At 60.8% G+C, this 18,544-nt stretch carries 16 protein-coding genes; 7 read left to right on the plus strand and 9 right to left on the minus strand.

Features of this window, described 5'->3' with window-relative positions; genetic code table 11:
• The first annotated feature begins 252 nt into the window (after positions 1–252).
• On the plus strand, positions 253–3,333 hold the full coding sequence (locus tag A7A09_RS13395; protein ID WP_106691878.1) for a DUF5801 repeats-in-toxin domain-containing protein: 3,081 nt from the start codon (positions 253–255) through the stop codon (positions 3,331–3,333).
• Positions 3,334–3,526: 193 nt separating this feature from the next.
• Here A7A09_RS13395 and A7A09_RS13400 read toward each other — a convergent pair whose 3' ends face one another.
• Positions 3,527–5,158, minus strand: a complete 1,632-nt coding sequence (locus tag A7A09_RS13400; protein WP_170167106.1) for a winged helix-turn-helix domain-containing protein — start codon at positions 5,156–5,158, stop codon at positions 3,527–3,529.
• 293 nt (positions 5,159–5,451) lie between these two features.
• Here A7A09_RS13400 and A7A09_RS20805 point away from each other — a divergent pair, with 293 nt between their 5' ends.
• Together A7A09_RS20805 and A7A09_RS13410 are read left to right on the plus strand one after the other, a co-directional pair.
• On the plus strand, positions 5,452–5,868 hold the full coding sequence (locus A7A09_RS20805; protein WP_170167107.1) for a cupin domain-containing protein: 417 nt from the start codon (positions 5,452–5,454) through the stop codon (positions 5,866–5,868).
• Between the two features lie 72 nt (positions 5,869–5,940).
• On the plus strand, positions 5,941–6,774 hold the full coding sequence (locus A7A09_RS13410; protein WP_106691880.1) for a class I SAM-dependent methyltransferase: 834 nt from the start codon (positions 5,941–5,943) through the stop codon (positions 6,772–6,774).
• Between the two features lie 265 nt (positions 6,775–7,039).
• On the opposite strand, the gene A7A09_RS22150 is transcribed toward A7A09_RS13410, so the two are convergent.
• Positions 7,040–7,831 (minus strand): hypothetical protein, encoded by a 792-nt coding sequence (locus tag A7A09_RS22150; RefSeq protein ID WP_170167108.1) that lies wholly within the window; start codon positions 7,829–7,831, stop codon positions 7,040–7,042.
• 33 nt (positions 7,832–7,864) lie between these two features.
• On the opposite strand from A7A09_RS22150, the gene A7A09_RS20815 reads away from it, so the two are divergent.
• From A7A09_RS20815 to A7A09_RS13425, 3 genes are all read left to right on the plus strand, one after another.
• A complete protein-coding gene (locus A7A09_RS20815) occupies positions 7,865–8,644 on the plus strand; it encodes a LuxR C-terminal-related transcriptional regulator (RefSeq protein WP_170167109.1) in 780 nt (259 codons plus the stop codon).
• A gap of 96 nt (positions 8,645–8,740) precedes the next feature.
• Positions 8,741–9,412 (plus strand): hypothetical protein, encoded by a 672-nt coding sequence (locus tag A7A09_RS13420; RefSeq protein WP_148043666.1) that lies wholly within the window; start codon positions 8,741–8,743, stop codon positions 9,410–9,412.
• A gap of 58 nt (positions 9,413–9,470) precedes the next feature.
• Positions 9,471–10,283 (plus strand): methyltransferase domain-containing protein, encoded by an 813-nt coding sequence (locus A7A09_RS13425; RefSeq protein ID WP_170167110.1) that lies wholly within the window; start codon positions 9,471–9,473, stop codon positions 10,281–10,283.
• A 145-nt stretch (positions 10,284–10,428) separates the two neighbouring features.
• Here the strand turns inward: A7A09_RS13425 and A7A09_RS13430 are convergent, their stop codons facing one another.
• The 6 genes from A7A09_RS13430 to A7A09_RS13455 form a co-directional block, all read right to left on the minus strand.
• A complete protein-coding gene (locus tag A7A09_RS13430; RefSeq protein WP_106692036.1) occupies positions 10,429–10,932 on the minus strand; it encodes an OsmC family protein in 504 nt (167 codons plus the stop codon).
• Positions 10,933–11,033: 101 nt separating this feature from the next.
• Positions 11,034–14,189 (minus strand): ATP-binding protein, encoded by a 3,156-nt coding sequence (locus A7A09_RS13435; protein ID WP_106691884.1) that lies wholly within the window; start codon positions 14,187–14,189, stop codon positions 11,034–11,036.
• 81 nt (positions 14,190–14,270) lie between these two features.
• A complete protein-coding gene (locus tag A7A09_RS13440) occupies positions 14,271–14,660 on the minus strand; it encodes a rhodanese-like domain-containing protein (protein ID WP_106691885.1) in 390 nt (129 codons plus the stop codon).
• A 304-nt stretch (positions 14,661–14,964) separates the two neighbouring features.
• Positions 14,965–15,900: a carbon-nitrogen hydrolase family protein gene (locus A7A09_RS13445; protein ID WP_106691886.1), complete on the minus strand. Its 936-nt coding sequence runs from the start codon at positions 15,898–15,900 to the stop codon at positions 14,965–14,967.
• Between the two features lie 66 nt (positions 15,901–15,966).
• Complete coding sequence (locus A7A09_RS13450) at positions 15,967–16,839, minus strand: class I SAM-dependent methyltransferase (RefSeq protein WP_106691887.1); 873 nt, start codon at positions 16,837–16,839, stop codon at positions 15,967–15,969.
• A 38-nt stretch (positions 16,840–16,877) separates the two neighbouring features.
• The gene (locus tag A7A09_RS13455; RefSeq protein ID WP_106691888.1) at positions 16,878–17,306 is read right to left on the minus strand and encodes a GFA family protein; all 429 of its coding nucleotides are present in this window, start codon (positions 17,304–17,306) and stop codon (positions 16,878–16,880) included.
• Positions 17,307–17,445: 139 nt separating this feature from the next.
• On the opposite strand from A7A09_RS13455, the gene A7A09_RS13460 reads away from it, so the two are divergent.
• Positions 17,446–18,135 carry a winged helix-turn-helix transcriptional regulator gene (locus A7A09_RS13460; RefSeq protein ID WP_106691889.1) on the plus strand — a complete coding sequence of 230 codons (690 nt, stop codon included), beginning with the start codon at positions 17,446–17,448 and terminating at the stop codon, positions 18,133–18,135.
• A 169-nt stretch (positions 18,136–18,304) separates the two neighbouring features.
• Here the strand turns inward: A7A09_RS13460 and A7A09_RS21865 are convergent, their stop codons facing one another.
• Complete coding sequence (locus tag A7A09_RS21865) at positions 18,305–18,436, minus strand: hypothetical protein (RefSeq protein ID WP_281277594.1); 132 nt, start codon at positions 18,434–18,436, stop codon at positions 18,305–18,307.
• Positions 18,437–18,544: the final 108 nt, after the last annotated feature.

Genomic DNA, 18,544 nt, shown 5'->3' on the forward strand with positions numbered 1-18,544 from the left:
AACAGGTCAGTTCGATCAGCGGCACCGCGATGATTGGCCGTGGTTCCAATCCGATCCAGCTTTTTGAACCGGCTTGAATGTTGCCGGTCACATGCCTGGGCAGGCTGCGGGGACTTCCCGATCCCGCTTTTCACGACGCAACAGCAACATGACAGCATGCGCTTCGCCTCGAATGGTTCGAGTGTGCCTGCGCCAGGGATAACGCATCATTGTGCTGCGCCCCTTGAGCTCTGACTGGGGAGAGAAACTGATATGGCATTGGATATCATTGTCAATTCCGGAACATATATCGACGAAACAGCAGGGCTGCAGGCTGACGGCGGCAAAGAGGACATCGCGTTTTCCGATGTGCCGCTGGCAGTTCGAGACGCCTTTACGGCTGCTGGCGCCGACCTTTCAGGGGCGCTGGAAATTGCCGGCGGCGGCGGCAACGATCTTACGATCTCAGACGGTGTAGCCGACGATCTGAGCTTCGTTGATGCCAACGGCGATCCGCTCGATGGCGTCGCGAGCGGAATCTTTACCCATGATGGCGATCAGATCTTCCTGTACTCGTCCGGCGATGATGTCATTCTGGGACGCAGAGGGGACGGCAACACGGCCGATCCGGACGGCGATCCCGTATTTTCCATCTATCTCGAGGAAACCGGCTTCCCGATCGACGGGGCCCGTTTCTGGATTGGCCTGTTCGAGCCCTTGGCTCATCCCGACGGCACCGATCCCGACGACCCTGTCGATCTGATGGATCTTGTCTTTGTTGCAGCCCAGTCAACCCTCGAATTCGATTTCGGCGGCGCGCCCGCGGGACAGAACGAATTCATGGCCTTCGGGGAGCCCGGAGGATCTGCGATCGTCGTCACCGGCGCGACCGTCGGTGACACGGTGAACAGCAGTCAGGCCAACCAGACCTCACTCGGCACGAACAATCAGAACGTCGATGCAGGAGAAGGGCTGGTCGTTACCTATGTCCAGAACATGGACTCCAATTACCTGGTGCCGAATCTGAGTTCCACAGAAGCAAGCGACGCGGCCAACATCCAGTTCGATGATCTCCAAACCGCCAATCAGGGGTCGGTAACGCTCGTCAAGTTCACACCGCCCCACGCGGAATCGACGGTTCGGATCACCGCATTGCTGACCGAAAAGGAAGCCGGCACCGACTTCATTCCGGGTATCGCCGACGATGATGTGGTCAACATCACGGCCGTCTTCGTCAATGGCGAGCCATGGGCTTTCACCACGGATCCGGACGGAACGGTGGAAATCACTGGCATCCGGAACAACGACACGATCACGTTCGAGACCGACGGGGCACATAATCGTTTTCTCATCGAGAACGGTCAGCCGACATCGGGGCAAGGCTCGAATGTAAGTTGGAATGTCGGCGGCGTTGCGCTCGCCTTTATTGATTCGGCCGATACCGAGGTCGGTTCACAACTGCAATTCTTCGACGATGGGCCAAGCGTGGTCGGAGAGCCCCAGTTGGGCGTGGTCGATGAAGATGGGCTGCCGGGCGGAATCGCGGGCGGTGTGGACGACGCGCCGGGCGAAGCGACCATGGCGAGCGGAGACCTTACCGATCTGATCGGTTCGGGGGCGGATACGCCTGCCACCTTCTCGTTGTCCACCGATACATCGGGATTGCCGGTGCTGACCTCTGGCGGCGCTCCGGTGAGTTACTCGGTTGCCGGTGATCTGCTTACCGCCACCGCTGGTGGCGAAACGGTTTTCACCCTCCAGGTCAATATCGCCCCCGATGGCATCACGCCGCAGGCAGGGGGGTGGCTGTTTACGCTGGAAAAACCTCTCGACCATATCTCCGGTCTTGATGAGAACGACATCGTGATCGAACTCGGGTCGGTCGTTGTCGCCACAGATCGCGACAATGACAGCATCACCATGGAAAGCGGCGACCTGGCCGTTCTGGTGGATGACGATACCCCGGTTGTCTCGGAAGACGGCACCGCTCCGGCTCTGGAAGTCGACGAGACCGATTTTGCGACAGACGCCAGTGCCGATTTCTCCGGGATCTTTGCATCAAGTTTCGGTGCTGACGGGCCAGGTGCCGGCGGAGGGTTGAATTATTCACTTGCTCTTCTGGGGGCTGCGACCAGTTTGACCGATACGTTGACCGGTCAGCCGGTGACGCTTGCCATGAACGGCGCGGATATCGTCGGCAGCAATACCGATGGTGACGAGGTTCTGCGCATCAGTGTTGATGCGACCGGCAACGTCACGCTTGATCAAAGCCGCTCGGTTGTCCACCCGGAAAACCCTGATCCGAACGATGCGATTACCCTGGGCGCCGGGACGGTTGGGCTCACGGCAACCGCGGCCGATGCCGATGGTGATGCCGCCGGGTTGACTGTCGATGTCTCCGGTTCGTTCAATTTCCGCGATGATGGTCCGGTATTCTCTTCCGCCATCTCCGACGGGCTGGTGACCTTCGGCAGCGGCCAATCCACCAGCGATTCGGGCTTCCTTGATTACGGTGCCGACGGGCCGGGAAGCTTCACGATCCTCGGTTTCACCGAGTTGCCGGATGATACCGTCCTTGGAGAAATCACCGAGACGCTGTCTGCCGACGGAACGACGCTGACCTATACAAGCGGGAGTTTCGGAGACCTGTTCAGGCTCACGCTCGATGGCGATGAACCTGGCGGATATCTCTTCGAGGTCCTGCAGGACGCGCCACTGATCCTGAACCCGCTGGACTTCGCTTCGGTCACTCCCGGCGGCCCCAAGGAGTTGGAGGTCGTATCGGGAACCCAGGGCACGACAACCGTGACTTTCGATGGCTTCCTGTCCAGCAATTTCAACGGGGATGCCCTGGCCGAATACGCGGCAGGCAATCTTCCTGGTGACGGCGCGGATGACGTGAATATCAGTACCCCGGGCATAGGACTCGATGACAACCAGATGGATCCGGGCGAACAGTTGCTGCTCAGCACCAGCGAGGATGTCGAGGGCGCGCAGGTGGTTCTTGACGGTGGAACCGGCAAGGGCACGACCTTTGACGTCCGTTTGGTAGCCTATGATGACGGTGTGTTCGTGGATGAGTTCGTCTTCGAGGATCTCGCACTGCCGAAAGGCAGCAATTCGTTGACGCTGGATTACCTGCCGGGGGTGTCGTTTGACGAGCTTTTCATCTTCCAGAGCCTCGATGGCAACAATGGCGTCCGGATCAAGGAAATCTCGCTGTTCGAGAGGCAGGAGGTTCCCGATTTCGTCCTCGAAACAACGGCGCGCGAGACCGACGGAGACGGAGACTTCGTGGACGACACCTTTGTCATCCAGATCGACGGGAATGCCGACGGCATGATATTCGTCTGAGTCCTTTGGAATATGCAGGCTTGCATGATTGGCCGGCGGCGGGTCACTGGTCGCCGGTCCTGTCCTTGGTGCCTTCGCGTCATCAGCTAACGGTAGAACGACGGCCCCGCGCGGTTGCTATGCGCGCAACTGCATCGAGCGAAATTCGCTTGTTCGTCAATCCGGATGCAGGCGTGAGGAACTGAAAATACCGTTATACCGCAGGCAGCCCCGCCTTTCTCAGCCCGGCAACATAGAGATCGAGCTTGTCATCATCCTTGATGTAGAAAAGACGCTTGCGTGCCATTTGGCAGGTAAAGCCGGGCCGTTTTCTCAACAACAAGCTTACCGCCTGTTCGTACTGGTCCACCGCTCCGAGATGGCCAAGTGCGGCAACCCGATGAGCATAGGGCCAATAATGGCAATTGGGAATGTGGGTAGCTTTCTTCGCCCAGTCGGAAGCAAGTTCGAATTCATGGGCGAACAGATGCGCGAGCGCTCGATAGGCGTAAAAGGCCCAGCGTTGTGGATCATGTGGGCTCAGCTCGATAGCTCTCTGGAAACAGGAATACGATTCGTCGTAGCGCCCCTCATAGGCAAGTGAATCACCCACGCCGCAATGGCCGACCGCAAGTGCGGGGTTCAATGCGACCGCCTGTTCCAGCTCATGCAGGGCATCCGAATATTCACACCGCGCGAGCAGCACGCGGCCATAGACGAACCGGATCATGGCATCATGCTCATCGAGCTCCATCGCCTTGCGTGCCAGTTCCTGGGCCTCATCGAGGCGTTCCTCCTCTGGTTCAGCCTCGAAATAGAGCATGCTCAGCAGGATCGCGTAGGACAGGTAGGCGTGGGCCTGGGCAAGTTCTTGATCCTGCTCGATTGCCAGCCGCAGCAACCTCTGTGCCTCGCGGTTGTCATTTCTCGTAGCCCGATAGAGATGCGTCGTTCCGAGTTGGAAAAGATCCCATGCGCGAAGGCTCGATGGTATCTTCCGCCCCACGCGCGCACGTTCAGCTGAACCTATCTCCGGTTCGATATTTGCCACGATCCGTTGGGTAATGTTGTCCAGAACATCGAACAGAGCCTCCATGCGCCGGTCGAAATGATCCGCCCAGATGAGTTGACCATTGCTGGTTTGGATCAGGTGCGCTGTAACCCGAATGCTGTCATCGATTCGCCGCACGCTACCCTCGACGACGTAATCTGCGCCCAGGTTCGCGCCGGCCGAGCGTATGTTGCCGGTGTGCCCCTTGAAAGCAAATGCAGAGTTGCGCGCAACGACTGTCAGTGTGCGATGTCTGGCGAGCATCGTGATGATATCTTCGCAAAAGCCATCGCCGAGATGCTCCTGGAGCGGATCACCGCTGAGATTGACGAAAGGTAGCACCGCCACGACAGGCCAGCGATGCGTTGGTTGCGCTGATCGATCTGCATGATTGGCAGGTATCGGTGCCTCGTTATTCGCCAGGGGGAGGCTTTCGTCATCCGGAATGACAGAATGCGAGGTTGCAGAGGAAGACGACGTGATATCACCCTCGCGGACTTCGCTGATAAAACGCAATCCGCGACGGGGAAAGGTGCGGATCACGCATTGCCGATGGCCATCGTCCCCAATCAGTTTGCGAGCCGCGTTGATACGGTTTCGAATAGTCGATTCGGAAACATTCCGTCCTTCCCAGACAGCCTCGATCAACTCGTCATAGCCGATTACGCGGTCACGATTGCGCAACAGGTACAGGACCAGATCGAATACCTGGGGTTCAGCCGGTTGGATCGTGCCGCGAAATCGTAATTCGCGCAGTGCGGTGTCGAGAATGTAGTCGTCGAATGCGTATCGCATCGTCGCCCCCCGATAAGCATTGTGACGCAGATGGGGACAAAAAATCAATACGATGGCGAGAAACAATGAACGGATTCCAAACAACTTTTCGGTCGGTTTGTGTGAATATGGCATGGCTCAACACTGTCTTGGGAAATGAGGCCACGCGGATCACGTTCTACATCGGGTCCATGGTCTTCCCTCCCGGTATGTCAAGGCCGACGGCCACCTCGTTCGACAGGGTGTGTTCCCGTGTCGAGCTGGTCCGCCTTGACCGGGCAGTAACAATTGAATCGACAACAGGAGGAAAGATCATGCGGAAGATAACCAAAAGCTTCACGTCGTGCACAATCATGGCGATATCGGTCGCCCTCGGGTTCGGCTTGAACGCCGCCGTGGCCGATCAGGCGACGACGACACCGGTGCTCAAGACCGACCTTATGGGGGTCGACGGGACAGAGGCCAATATTGTCGAGTTCGACGTGGGTGCCGGCTGGGAAACGGAACGGCATACCCATCCCGGCCATGTCTTCGTCTACATGCAGGAGGGTTCGATCCTTGTCGATGTCGATGGGAAAGAGCCGCAAACCTATACAGCGGGCGATGCCTTTTACGAGTTGCCCGACAAGCCCATGACCGCCCGCACTGCCTCGGCCGATGAGGGCGCGCGTTTCATCGTGTTTCAGGTAGGGCCCACCGGTGAGCCCATCATGGTGCCGCATAGCGACTGAGGCTCAAGACCGCGCCGTATTGCTGCACTTCCAGGTCAGCTCCGGGTTGCGATATTCAAAAGGAGGGTTCGTATGCGGAACATCGTGCAGAGCAACCCATCTGACGCCGATATGGAGAAACTGAAAGCCGGACAACAGGCGACCTGGTCATCCGGCGATTACGGGATGATCGGTGTCACCTTGCAGATCGTGGGCGAGACGCTGTGCGAGGCCATCGACCTGCGGGGCGGAGAGCGCGTGATCGATATTGCCGCGGGCAATGGCAATGCCTCGCTCGCGGCAGCGCGCCGTTTCGCCGTCGTTACTTCGACCGACTATGTGCCGTCCCTTCTCGAACAGGGACGGCGTCGTGCCAAGGCGGAAGGCCTCGATCTCGCCTTTGCCGAAGCCGATGCCGAGGCGCTCGACTTCGCGGATGGTTCCTTCGATGTGGCGCTGTCGACATTCGGCATCATGTTTACCGCTGATCACGAGAAAGCGGCCCGGGAAATTCAGCGCGTCGTCCGTTCCGGCGGACGCATCGGAATGGCAAACTGGACACCGGAAAGCTTCATCGGTCGTCTTTTGAAGACAATCGGCGCTATCGCTCCTCCGTCACCAGTCGCCAAGCCGCCAGTGCTTTGGGGAAACAGTGGCTGGCTTCGGGAACGCTTTGGCGATCAGGCAGCGAAGCTGTCGATGAAACGCCGGTTTTTCGTCTTTCGCTATCGCTCACCGCAACATTGGCTGGAGTTGTTTCGAACCTGGTACGGTCCGATGTTGAAGGCGTTCGCGACATTGGAAGAGAACGAAGCCGCTGAACTCGAAGCTGATATCCTCGCGCTGATCGCGCAGCACAACCGGACCAATGGCGGCACGATGGTGGTACCATCGGAATATCTGGAGGTCGTGATCCTAAAATCGTGAGCGATCCGCTGCAGAGGCAATCGAATCCGAATGGATGAAGCTGGCTGAATGATATTGCGTGCGAGCGGTAATCAAAGGACCGGTTATTGCAGTAACAGCGACGCCATGTAAAAGCTGTGTGGAACTGATATTCGCTCAGAAAACCTATGCTGCTCCGCCCGATAGCAGGTGAACTGTGATATGGTAGCTCATGTCACGGATTCCTGAACTCGCTCGGGGGAGAGAGGCGTTCGCCCGGCAGAAATGGAGAGAGGCTTACCGGCTTTTATCCGCCGCGAACCAGGAGATGCCCCTTGAGCCCGCGGACCTGGAGCGGTTTGCGGCGTCGGCATATCTTGTCGGTGAGGATGCCCGTGCAATCGCGATCTGGACGTCCGCGCATCACGCTCTCATCGATCAGGGTCGTGTGAAGCGTGCGGCCCGATGGGGATTCTGGCTCAGCCTTCACATGCTCAGCTCCGGCGAGAAGGCTCAGGCTACCGGTTGGCTCGCCCGGTCGCAACGGATCATCAAGGACTGTCGCGAAACATGTGTCGAACAGGGATACGGGCTTGTCGTCACCGGGCTGATAGCGATGTTTCAGGGAAACACCGAAACTGCCGGTGCTGACTTTACGCAGGCCGTGACGATCGCCGAACGGTTCGGTGATCCCGATCTTCTGGCTCTGGGACTGCTCGGCCGTGGGCAGAACCTGATCCGTTCCCACAATACCGTCGAGGGTGTAGCCCAGCTTGACGAGGCGATGCTGGGGGTCACGACCGGAGAAGTGTCGCCGGTGCTGGCCGGGATCGTCTACTGCGCCGTCATTCTGACCTGCCAGAGCATCTTTGACCTGCACCGGGCACGGGAATGGACCAGGCAGCTCGATAGCTGGTGTGCTTCCCAGCCCGATCTTGTGCCCTATCGCGGTCAATGTCTCGTGCATCGTTCCGAGCTTCTGCAAATGCAGGGCGATTGGTCCAGGGCGCTCACCGAGGTGAAAAAGGCTCGCGCCCATCTTTCCGGCAGATCTGAGGCCGTAGTCGGAAGGGCATGCTATCAGCAGGGAGAACTTCATCGGTTGCGCGGTGAATTCGATCAGGCCGACGAGATGTATCGCGAGGCCGCACGGATAGGATATGAGCCGCAGCCCGGCCTGTCGCTGCTGCGGCTGGCCCAAGGCAGGCACGAGACCGCCGCTGCCTTGATCCGCGGTATCGTCGAATCCTCTGGCAATGGAAGCGCGCCGGGAGGTGGAGCATCGCGCCCCAGGCTGCTTGGCCCATATATCGAGATATTGATTGCCGATGGCGATCTCGTCACAGCGCGCACAATGGCCGACGAATTGACGCAGTTTGCAATAAAGATCGACGCGCCTTTCCTTTACGCGGCATCCACCCACGCCACCGGTGCGTTACTGCTCGCCGAGGGCAAGCTGAAAGCTGCCCTCGCCCTTCTGCGTGAGGCTTGGGCGATCTGGCGGGAACTGGAAATGCCCTACGAAGCATCCCGAACGCGGGTTCTGATCGGGCAGGCCAGCCAGAGGCTTGGCGATGACGAGTCGGCACGCATGCATTTTGACGCCGCCCACAGTATTTTCCGGGAGTTGGGTGCCGTGTTCGATCTTTCCATGCTGGAGGGGCTGACCACGACCGCCGCACCCGGAATCACAGCTCTGACGCCGCGCCAGAGGCAGGTCCTGCAACTTATCGCCGAGGGTATGACAAACCCCGACATAGCCCGGCATTTCGGTCTCAGCGAACGGACCGTCGACCGCCATGTCAGCGATATACTGACCCGGCTCGACGTTCCGACACGTGCCGCGGCCACCGCTTATGCTCTTGCTCACGGGTTGATTGACCCGCCGCAGACTGGGTGTTTTCACCCATAGGGAAATCGCCTCGTCATGGGTGGTTGCACCGAAGCGGGCCGCGCGGGACCGGGTTATCCTTTCCAGTATCAGGACATGATAATGGAGGGCTGCCAGATGCCCGACACCGTATCCCATCAAACTTCAGCCGCTGATCTCTGGCTCGCCGCAGGGGCTGCGTTGCTGGCCGCCGCGCTGATCACGCACGGCCCGCCCGATCCGGATCTCTCGGTCCAGATGCAACATATCGCCGATGGCCACGGTCGTTGGGCCTTGGTGCATTGGATGGCGGCCGGCGCGCTCTTCCTGCTCTCGGGCGCAGGGTTTCTGGCCATTGCCACGAATCCGGCTATCCGGCGCTCACCGGTTCTCGGTTCGGCCTGGATGGTGATGGCTCTGGGTGCCCTGATCACCATTTCCACCGCCGTTTCCGAGGCCACCGCATTGTCCGTGGCAGCGGACAGCGGGGACCTCGCCACCTTCACCATCTGGTGGGGCTTTGCCAGCGGAATGGCGAACGGCTTTCTCGGGCTCGCCCTGGCCGTGGCGCTCATCGCCTATTTCGATCTGCGCGGCACGGATGGCCGCTTGCCTGGTTGGGCTGCCGCTGCAGGTAGCTTGTTCGGCATCCTGTCGGCGACCGGCTGGATCCTCGGCATGCATCTGGGGCTCTCGATCGGCGGCCCTGTCTGGCTGGTCTCGTCGCTGCTGATGTGTCTCTGGCTGGTCTGGTTCGGCATTGCCGCGCGTATCCCACGCTCAACCGTTATTCCGGCGCGAGACGTCTGAGACTGAAAACAGGGGCTTCAGCCTTCGGGCCCCGATGCCCTCAAAAGGGAGAAATGAGATGAACGTGCATGAAACCTATGGCAAGAGCTTCCGGGGAACCGCAGCCGAGAATTATCAGCGTTATTTCGTTCCTGCTATCGCAGCGCCCGTGGCCGATGATCTTATCGCCACGGCAGCGCTTCGAACCGGTGAGCGGGTGCTTGATGTCGCCTGCGGAACCGGGGTGGTGGTACGGTTGGCGGCCGAGCGTGTCGGAGCCTCCGGATCGGTAACCGGTCTCGACCTAAATCCCGGGATGCTGGCGGTGGCCCGATCGGCGACTCCGACAGACATGTCGATTGATTGGCAGGAAGCCAACGCCGAATCCATGCCATTCGCAGATCATGCCTTCGATGTCGTGCTCTGCCAGATGGGTCTTCAGTTCGTGCCCGGCAAGCTTGCCGCGCTGCGCGAGATGCGGCGCGTTCTGACGGAAGATGGGCGAGCAATCATCGTCGTTCCCGGGCCAAAGCCGCCGCTATTTGCAATCATGATCGACGCAATTGCTCGTCATATTGGCCCTGAAGCGGCAACCTTTGGCGAGTTGGTGTTTTCGATGCACGATGTCGATGAGCTAAGGGAACTGATGCGCAGTGCTGGTTTCCGGGATGTGGATGCCAGGGCACTGCCAAAGATACTTCGCCTTCCGCCGCCTGCCGATTTCCTCTGGCAGTATATTTGCAGCACGCCGCTTTCCGACATTGTGTTGCGGACAGATGACGCCGTTCGCACCGCGTTGGAGCAGGATGTCTGCGCCCAGTGGCAAGAATTTGTTCAGGACGGTTACCTGACTTTTGAGGTGGGGATGACCTCTGCCACCGGACGGAAATAGGATACGGAACTTTTGCCAGGCTGGCCCATTTGGCAATTTCAAGTCCCCTAGTTGTTGATACCTTTCGGTATCAAGGCTGCGTGCGGAGCTCCGTGGCCGGGGCTCCGCTGTGCTACCGTCGCCCCATGCGGTCGAAAATGCGGCCTCAGTTCAGGGATATCGCGGTTGTGACCGGCACCGGCATGGTAAACATATCCAGCACCGGGCAGTGGGCATTGACCGTTTGGTGCAACTCTTCATAGCGTTCGCGCGACTCCGGCCCGCGGATGGATACATTGACGCGCACACCGCCGAAGCCAGGACGAACGCCATCCTGAAGGCCGAAGATGCCCCGTATATCGATGTCTCCCTCGATATCGACGGTGATGTCGTCGAAGCGGATGCCGAGTTTTTCAGACCAGAAGCGATATGTCTGGGCCTGGCAGGAACCCAGGGCAGCGAGGGCGATCTCGACGGGTTTGGAGCCCCGATCGTTGCCACCAAGCATGGCCGGTTGATCGGACTTGATCGCATGTCCGTCCAGTTGGACATCCACCTCGTGAACGCCGACGAGCTTGCAATCGGCGCTGATCCGGACAGTGGCATTGCCAGGGTCGGCAGCGACCGCCGATGAAATGCCGTCCAGTATCGTTTTCAGTTCAGTGTTCATATGCATGATCTCTCCTCCTCGGGGTTCACCCAGCAGGCGCTGAGCTCGGACTCAAGGATGACAGGCAGGCATTCTTTGATCGTTCCCGGTGCCGGACCGGCTCAGAACGAAGCTTCAGCCAGGGTGGCACAGCGTGCTTCGTCGAGGGGCTGTCCGGCCCTTCGGAACCCGTCTGCAGCTGTGTGGAAGCGGGTTGCAGCACCGGCGTCATGGTTGGCCAGGCAGAGATGGCCCTTGACCTCTTCGGCCGCCGCATTCCACCCGGGCAGGCGCATCACGACCGCCGCCAGGTTCTCCACCTGATGCGCGTATTGGCTCGCGCGCTCAAGGTCCCCGGCGCGCGCCGCCGCGATCGCTGCCGGAACGGCGAAGGTGATCCGGCAGCCCGGACAGGTCTCCATCGGTCCGCGAACCGATGCCTCGGCGTCTTCAAGCGCGAACAGGGCCAAGTTGGGGTCGATGGCGGCGGCGATCTTGGTGCCGTAAATTCGGTCGAAGAGATGGAACCCTACATCTGACTCACGCGCCACCGCGAGGGCGTCGTCGAGAAGTGCGGCGGCGTCGGCGTGACATTCCCGATAGAGCGCCACCTCGGCCCGCCGTTGAAGCGCCAGCGCCAATCCGGTTGCCGCGCCGATATCCTCATTGAGGCGTGCCGCGACAGCAAGATCCGCATCAGCCTCGTCAAGTCGGCCCGCCAGCAGTTTCGCCTCCCCGCCGAGCGTAACGGCGAAAGCCTGTCCGCGTGCCGCACCCAGCCGTTCGGCCTCGGCCCTGAGCGAATGAGCGAAACTGATGACGTCGCGATACGGCCGGGCCCCGTAAAGCAACCGCTGGGTAATGCACAGCTGCCCATCGAAGATACTGATCGCCAGGTCGCGGAGAGTGCTCGTATCGCGCAGATCCGCCCGCACGCTTGAGCGCAGGTCACCACGGGCATGTGCGGCGGCCGCCTGTGCCCAGGAGGCAACCACCAACGCGCCGCTGTCCCCCATTTCCATGGCCAGCCGACGGCTCTCGGCGGCCTTTGCCGTGCCGATCCCCGGGTCGGCGAAGCCCAGGGCGGCAGCGCCGCTCCAGGTGAGTGCCTGTGCGAGCCGCCCTTCGAACGTCTCCGGCTCGATCCCGGTTACCGTTCGCAGCGCTCCGGTCGGATCACCAAGCTTGAGTTGGGCCAATGCCTGCTTTGCCCGCAAATCATGTGCGCCTGTCCCGCCGATGACCCGTGCGGCGGCGACAAATGCTGCCGGTGCGCGACTGTCGCCCAGGGCATCCAGAACCTCCGCCCGCAGGCGCAGCGCTTCCGCATGCGCAGGCGCTTGTTCCAGCAGCTTGTCGAGTTGGACCAGACCATCGGAGAACGCCCCGAGCCTGATCGCCAGACGGGCGGCAGCGAGTAGCCAGTCAATTGCTTCGGCCGGTTTTCCGCCATCGATCCAGTGCCGGGCGATCAGGCCCGGGGCAGCGCCGGAAGCGGCGAGGCGACGCGCCGTATCACGATGCACGGCAATCCGTTGATGCGGAGGGGTCTGCTCGACGAGCGCCTGGCGGACCAGGTGGTGCCGGAACCGATAACGTGCATCGGTAACCGTCAGTACACCGGTTTCCACAGCGGTATCGAGGAGCGCGAACCCGTCCTCCTCGGACAACCCGGTCAATGCCAGCACCTCGGCCGGCTCCAGGTGATCCCCGGCCACTGCCAGCCGGCGCATCATTGCCGCGGTGGCATCGTCAAGATCGAGGTTCCGGGCGATGATCGTGTCCCGGGCCGACGGATTGAGCGGCAAGAGCTTGCCCGCTGCGACACCGCGGGCGAGTTCAAGGACAAAGAATGGATTGCCCTCGGCCATCTCAGCGATCTCGGAGAGAAGCCGGGCATCCGGTTTTCCCGCTGCGCCGGCTTCGGCCAGGGCGACTGCCTCGCCATGTTCCAGCGGTCCAAGCTCGATCTCGGTGGATCGGCCGGCGCGGCCGAGGCTGGCGACGCCTTGCACCAAGGCCTGCTGTGCCGTCTCGGCGCGGTATGCCAGAACGATGAGCAATGGAAACTTTCCCCCGGCCCGCGCCAGTTGCATGCAGGCATCGATCGTCGCCTGATCGGCAAGATGCATGTCGTCGATGACAAGCATGACGCCTGTGCTCTTGCCGCGGGCGGCCGCCAGCAGCCTGTTCACAGCCCCGATCACCATGTGTCGGGTCAACCCGTCCTTGCGACGCTTTGCCGGCAGGACCAGTGCCGTCAGTTCGGCCAGTGTGGTGCGTGTCCGGTCATTCACGACATCGAGCAACCCGCGATCAGCCTGGAGAAGTTGCTCGACCGTTGCCGCCAGGGGTTCGTAGGGGCGGCGTTCGCCCGTGGCGGCAACCGTAATGGTCCGCCAGCCCCGATCACGCGCCGCCACGGCAATCTGTTGGCACAGGGCCGACTTGCCGATACCGGTCGGACCGCGCAGGATCAGCGCGCCGATTTTACCTTCTCCAGCCGCTCGCATGGCAACCGCAGCCGTGGCGAGTTCGACCTGACGCCCAACGAATACGGCCGTCGGAAGGCCAAGCCCGGCGATGCACTCGTCATAGACGGCCTGGCTTTCCGGGCTTGGTGCCAGGCCCAGTTCGCATTGCAAGTTCATCCGCAGTTGGCCATACCACCGGATGGCGGCGTGCCGGTTGCCTGCTGCCAATGCGATGCGCATCAGTTCGCGATATGCTTCCTCGTCAGACGGTTCGACCTTGACCAGCCGTTCCCAGCAATGAGCCGCCCTCAGCAGTTCGGCGTAAAGGGATTGCAGCCGGTCTCGCCGTGACAGGGTCCATTCCTCATAGAGCGCCTCCGGGAGCAGGATGCCGCTATATGCGGCGGCCGCAGTCTCACATTGCTTCGGGTCCCGGGAACGAAGCGCGGCCGTCGCCGCCTGCTCGAACTCCATGACATCGGTCTCGATTTGCCATGCTGGGAAAAGCGCGACCCGACCGCCGCTCAACACTACCGCATCCTCGGTATCGAGCGCCTGGCGGGCATGGAAAGCGGCCTTTCGCAAATTGGCTGCACCAGCCTCCGCCGCCAGATGAGGCCACAGCGCCTCGATGGCCTGATCTCGCAAGAGGCGGTGACGATCGGCGAGGGCCAGCAATTGCACCAGCTCGGCTGATCGGCGACCTGGCCATGCCACCTCTCCAAGGTCCCGACCTGCGACGATCACCCGGAATTGTCCGAGCAACTCAAGCCGCAGGTATTGGTTCGATCGATTGTCGGCCATCGCTGCTTCTCCGACTCGATTATCGGCTCTGGGCACTCTTTGCACAAGCGCGCAAATCCTGCCCCGCAAAGGCCCCTCGCTTCAGGGTGCGACCGCCGGTGCTACAACCGGGCGCCCTTCGCCGCGCCAGGCCGCGAAACCTCCGTCGAGATGGGCGACATCACGATAGCCGAGTTCCTGCAACGACCTGACGGCGAGCGCTGATCGGGAACCCGCCGAACAGTAGATGATCACGCGCCTGTCCGGTTCGAACTCCCTGATGAAATAGGGGGTTGAGGCATCGGCGTGAAACTCCAGCATACCGCGCGGTGCCAGGACTGCGCCGGGAATGATCCCGATTGCCGTCTCATTGGGTTCCCGCACATCCACCAGCAGCACGTCGGCACGATCAAGTTCCGCCGCCACCGTCGCCGGAGTCAGGTTCTCGATCCTCGCCTTGGCCGCAGTCACGATGTCCTTGATATTTGCCACGATGTTTTCCTTCCTGTTGCATGCCCCCGGGAATAGGAGACATCACCGGAAGAGTGGCAGGAAAGGTGTTCCTGGAACATTCCCGATACGGATTGGGCATCTACTAGGAACCTGTCCATCCGGCCCTTGCCCGACTTTCGTCAGGAACGGATGCTGCTGCGGCCATCTTCATACCGGACATTCGAACGCTGTGCAGCGAACCCGTGTCATTCCTGTCGGCAATTGCGAACGAGGCGAGCTTTCCATGGATAGCCACCAATGCCGGTTATCTGTGCGCTTCGTGTCCGCTGCGACCCGTTACCGGTCAGTTGAACGAAACGGGCCGCTTGTGGCCTCTGTCGACCGAAAGCGAGAACACGTCGGGGCGGGAATAATGGCCGCTGGCGTCGAATTTCCGGCGCGAAGCGCGGGCGGCAGAGACATCGATCTCGGCCATGAGCATCCCCTTTTCCCGATGCATCGGCCCGGCAGCGATTCCGCCGAAGGGCGCATAGACAACCGCATCGCCGGGATTTACCCATTCATCCTTGTTCGGAAACAGGATGTCGTAATGCGGGATATCCGCGGGAATGTCCGATGCCTCCAGTGCCGTGGCGCATCCGATCACCCAGCAACCGCCTTCGCGGGCAATATGCTGCATCGTGGCCAGCCAGGTATCGCCGCTGTCCCAGGTCGGGGCGACATAGATGTCGATATTCTGGGCATAGAGCGCGAAACGCGCCAGCGGCATGTAGCTTTCCCAGCAGATCAGCGCGCCGATCCGCCCCACCGCCGTCTCGACCACGTTCAGGCCGGATCCGTCGCCAAAGCCCCAGATCATGCGTTCCGGATTGGTCGGCATCAGCTTTCGGTGGTTGTTCGCGATGCTGCCATCGGCGTCGATGGTGATGCAGGAGTTGAACAGGGTCGAGCCCGACACCGCGCCATCGACTTCCTGGTAACCGGCCACGATCACCATCTCATGCTCGGCGGCGGCCTCCTGCAAGGGGGCCATGCCATTGCGGCTCAGATCGATGGAATTGGCTTGCAGCAAGGTGAACAGTTCATCCGTCTTGCCCATGTCGGCACCCGGTGACAGGCGCCAGCAAAAGGTCGGGTAGCCGGGAAACCAGGCCTCGGGGAAGACCAGCAACCGGGCGCCCTCGCTGGCGGCTTGTGCGACCAGGCCGACGGCGCGCTCCATGCTGGCGGCGAGGTTCAGATAGACAGGCGGCTCCTGGACGATTGCGATCTTGGTCATCGGATGTTTCCTTTCCGCGTTTCAGCAGCTTGCCCACAGGTTCCGGCTGTGAGGCTCAAGCATGGATCAGGCAGCTTTCGTCCCGGTGGCGACGAGCATCTCGCAAGGTCCCTCGAACCGGCCCCCGGTTTCGAAGGCGCGCAGCGCTTCCTCGATTTCACCCCAGATGTCATCCTGTTCGGGTGCGGTGAGCCCCGCGAGCATCTGATGCAGGGCGCCGAAACTTTCCCGCTCGAATTGCAGGCATTCCCGAGCCGAGTTCAGGCGGACAGGCGCCGCGACACGGGTTATGTCGATATCGGTAAAGCCTGCATCACGCAGCCGGCTGGCCAGCAGGTCGGGATCACCCAACGAGAAGGGGCCGGGTTGACCCGGCAGCGGCGCGGGCAATGCGGCACGGCGGCGGATGATGCCGACCGGCACCGAGAAGAAGCCGTTGCGATCAGCCTCGGCATAGGTGATCGCACCGATATGGCCGCCGGGGCGCAACTGGGCATGCATGCCCGTCAGCGCCTTGTGCTGGTCGGGAAAATAGATCAGGCCGACGCGCGACATGACGCCGTCGAACGGTTCGGCCTTGATGTCGCCAGCCTGTTCGCCGTCAAGCACCAGGGTTTCGACATTGCCGAGCCCCGCAAGATCGGCATTGGCCTTGGCATGTTGCAGGATGCCCGGCGACAGATCGGTCGCCAGCACATGACCCGAAGGCCCGACGCGCCTCGCCGCGTTAAGCGTCTGGCCTCCGGCACCGGCCGCGATGTCCAGGACGCGGCTACCCTGTGCCAGGCCCATCCTGTCGAGCATCAATTCGGTCGATGGTCCCAGCCATCTGTCCAGAAGCGGTGCCCACCGGTTCCAGGCCTCGGCGGCCTCATCCCATTGGCGGCGGGTGGTTTGCTTGAATGCGATGGGGTCGAAAACTTTCGTTGCGGTTGTCATGTCACTCTCCTTGCCGGGCCTTGCCCGATGGATGGATGCTATTCCGGCACTTGCTCACCAGACCCGCCGATCTCGGCCGGGAAATCCCTGAACTTGGGCAGCCCGTCCCGCATCGGCAGCACGGTCTCGGCGTAGTTCACATGGAGGCCCGGCTCGAAGGCCAGGCTCGGGATCACCGCTGCGAAAACATCGGTGACGCCCCATTCCGGGTGATCCGTCATGAGATGTCCGCCGCAATTCCTGCAAAAGCGCCGCTTCGAGTTCGGTGCGCTGGCATATTCGCCGAGCAGATCCTGTCCCCTGGTGATCCGCACGCCGTCCGGTTTCCAAAGGCTGAACGCGTTCACCGGCCCCGCCGACCAGGCACGGCAGGACGCGCAGTGGCAATAGCCCATTCCTTCCGGCGTGCCGGAAACCTCGATTTCAATGCTGCCGCAAAAGCAGGCTCCCTTATGTGTTGTGGTCATGGTCTGTCTCCCTGGTATTCACACCACCAGAGTCGCGGTAATGGCCGTGCCGCGATAGTCCTGAAACTGTACTGGACCGGGCCGGACATTCCGCCTAGGCTCGAATGATCAGGTTTTCCCCAACAATGAGAGGCATGTCATGCGTGGCAGTTACGGTCAGTTTTGCCCGGTTTCGATGGCCTCCGAGATTCTCTGCGCGCGCTGGACGCCGCTTTTGATCCGAGAGCTTCTGTGCGGCAGCACGCGGTTCAACGATCTTCGGCGTGGCCTGCCGCGGATGTCGCCAACGCTGCTGTCAAAACGGCTGGCGGAACTGGAGGCCGTCGGGGTGATTCAACCCGTCATGGGTGATCAGGGCGTCAAGGAATACCGCCTGACGAAAGCCGGAGAAGAACTGCGCCCGCTTGTCCTGGGGATCGGTGCATGGGGGCAGAGATGGGTGGAAAGCGACATTTCCCTCAACAATCTCGATCCCGAATTGCTGATATGGGATATGCATCGCTTCCTGAATATCGATCCGCTGCCGGAACGCCGGGTTTGTCTCCAGTTCGCGTTCAACGATCTTCCGGTCGCGCGGCAGAACTATTGGCTGCTGGTCGATCCGCAATCAGGTGTCGAGGCCTGCTATGCCGATCCGGGCTACGAGGTCGATCTCTACGCCGAATGCAGCCTGCGCACCATGACCGCGATCTGGATGGGCCTGGACACGGTCGTAAAGGCCGTAAACGATGGCAGGCTGGAACTGAACGGCCCGCGTGAGATCGCGACCCGAATGCAGGAATGGCTTGGCCTCAGCCCCTTTGCGCATGAGGAACGGATGGCTGGTTAATGTGCGATCACGCCCGTTCATGTGATCCATCTCCAAGCATGGTGAATCACAAAACGCCTCCCATAAAGAGCATCAAGATTCATAGTTCATGCAAAACGCTCTAACCGCCAATACGACGTTATTCGCGCACAGAGCCTCTCGCTTGGAGAAATGGTGCCACAATACCGGATCAGTTCTTCTTTGCCTTTGGTTTGGTCCCGATTGACAAGCTCGTGCTGAACGAAGCGGTCGGGACGGTCTCGGCCTTTTTCTGTTTCGGTTTCTTGTTCTCTCTGCCGCGGCGGCTTTTGCCCTTTGCCATGTCATTTCTCCAAGTCGTTTGAAACTGTTAAACTGTGAAGCTGTCGCCGAGCGCAGATGCTCGTCGAGTGAACCAGACGAGACAGGTTGCGTGGAAACGCCTGTGATG

The organism is Paracoccus methylarcula (assembly GCF_003007735.2).
Classification (GTDB): Bacteria; Pseudomonadota; Alphaproteobacteria; order Rhodobacterales; family Rhodobacteraceae; genus Paracoccus; species Paracoccus methylarcula.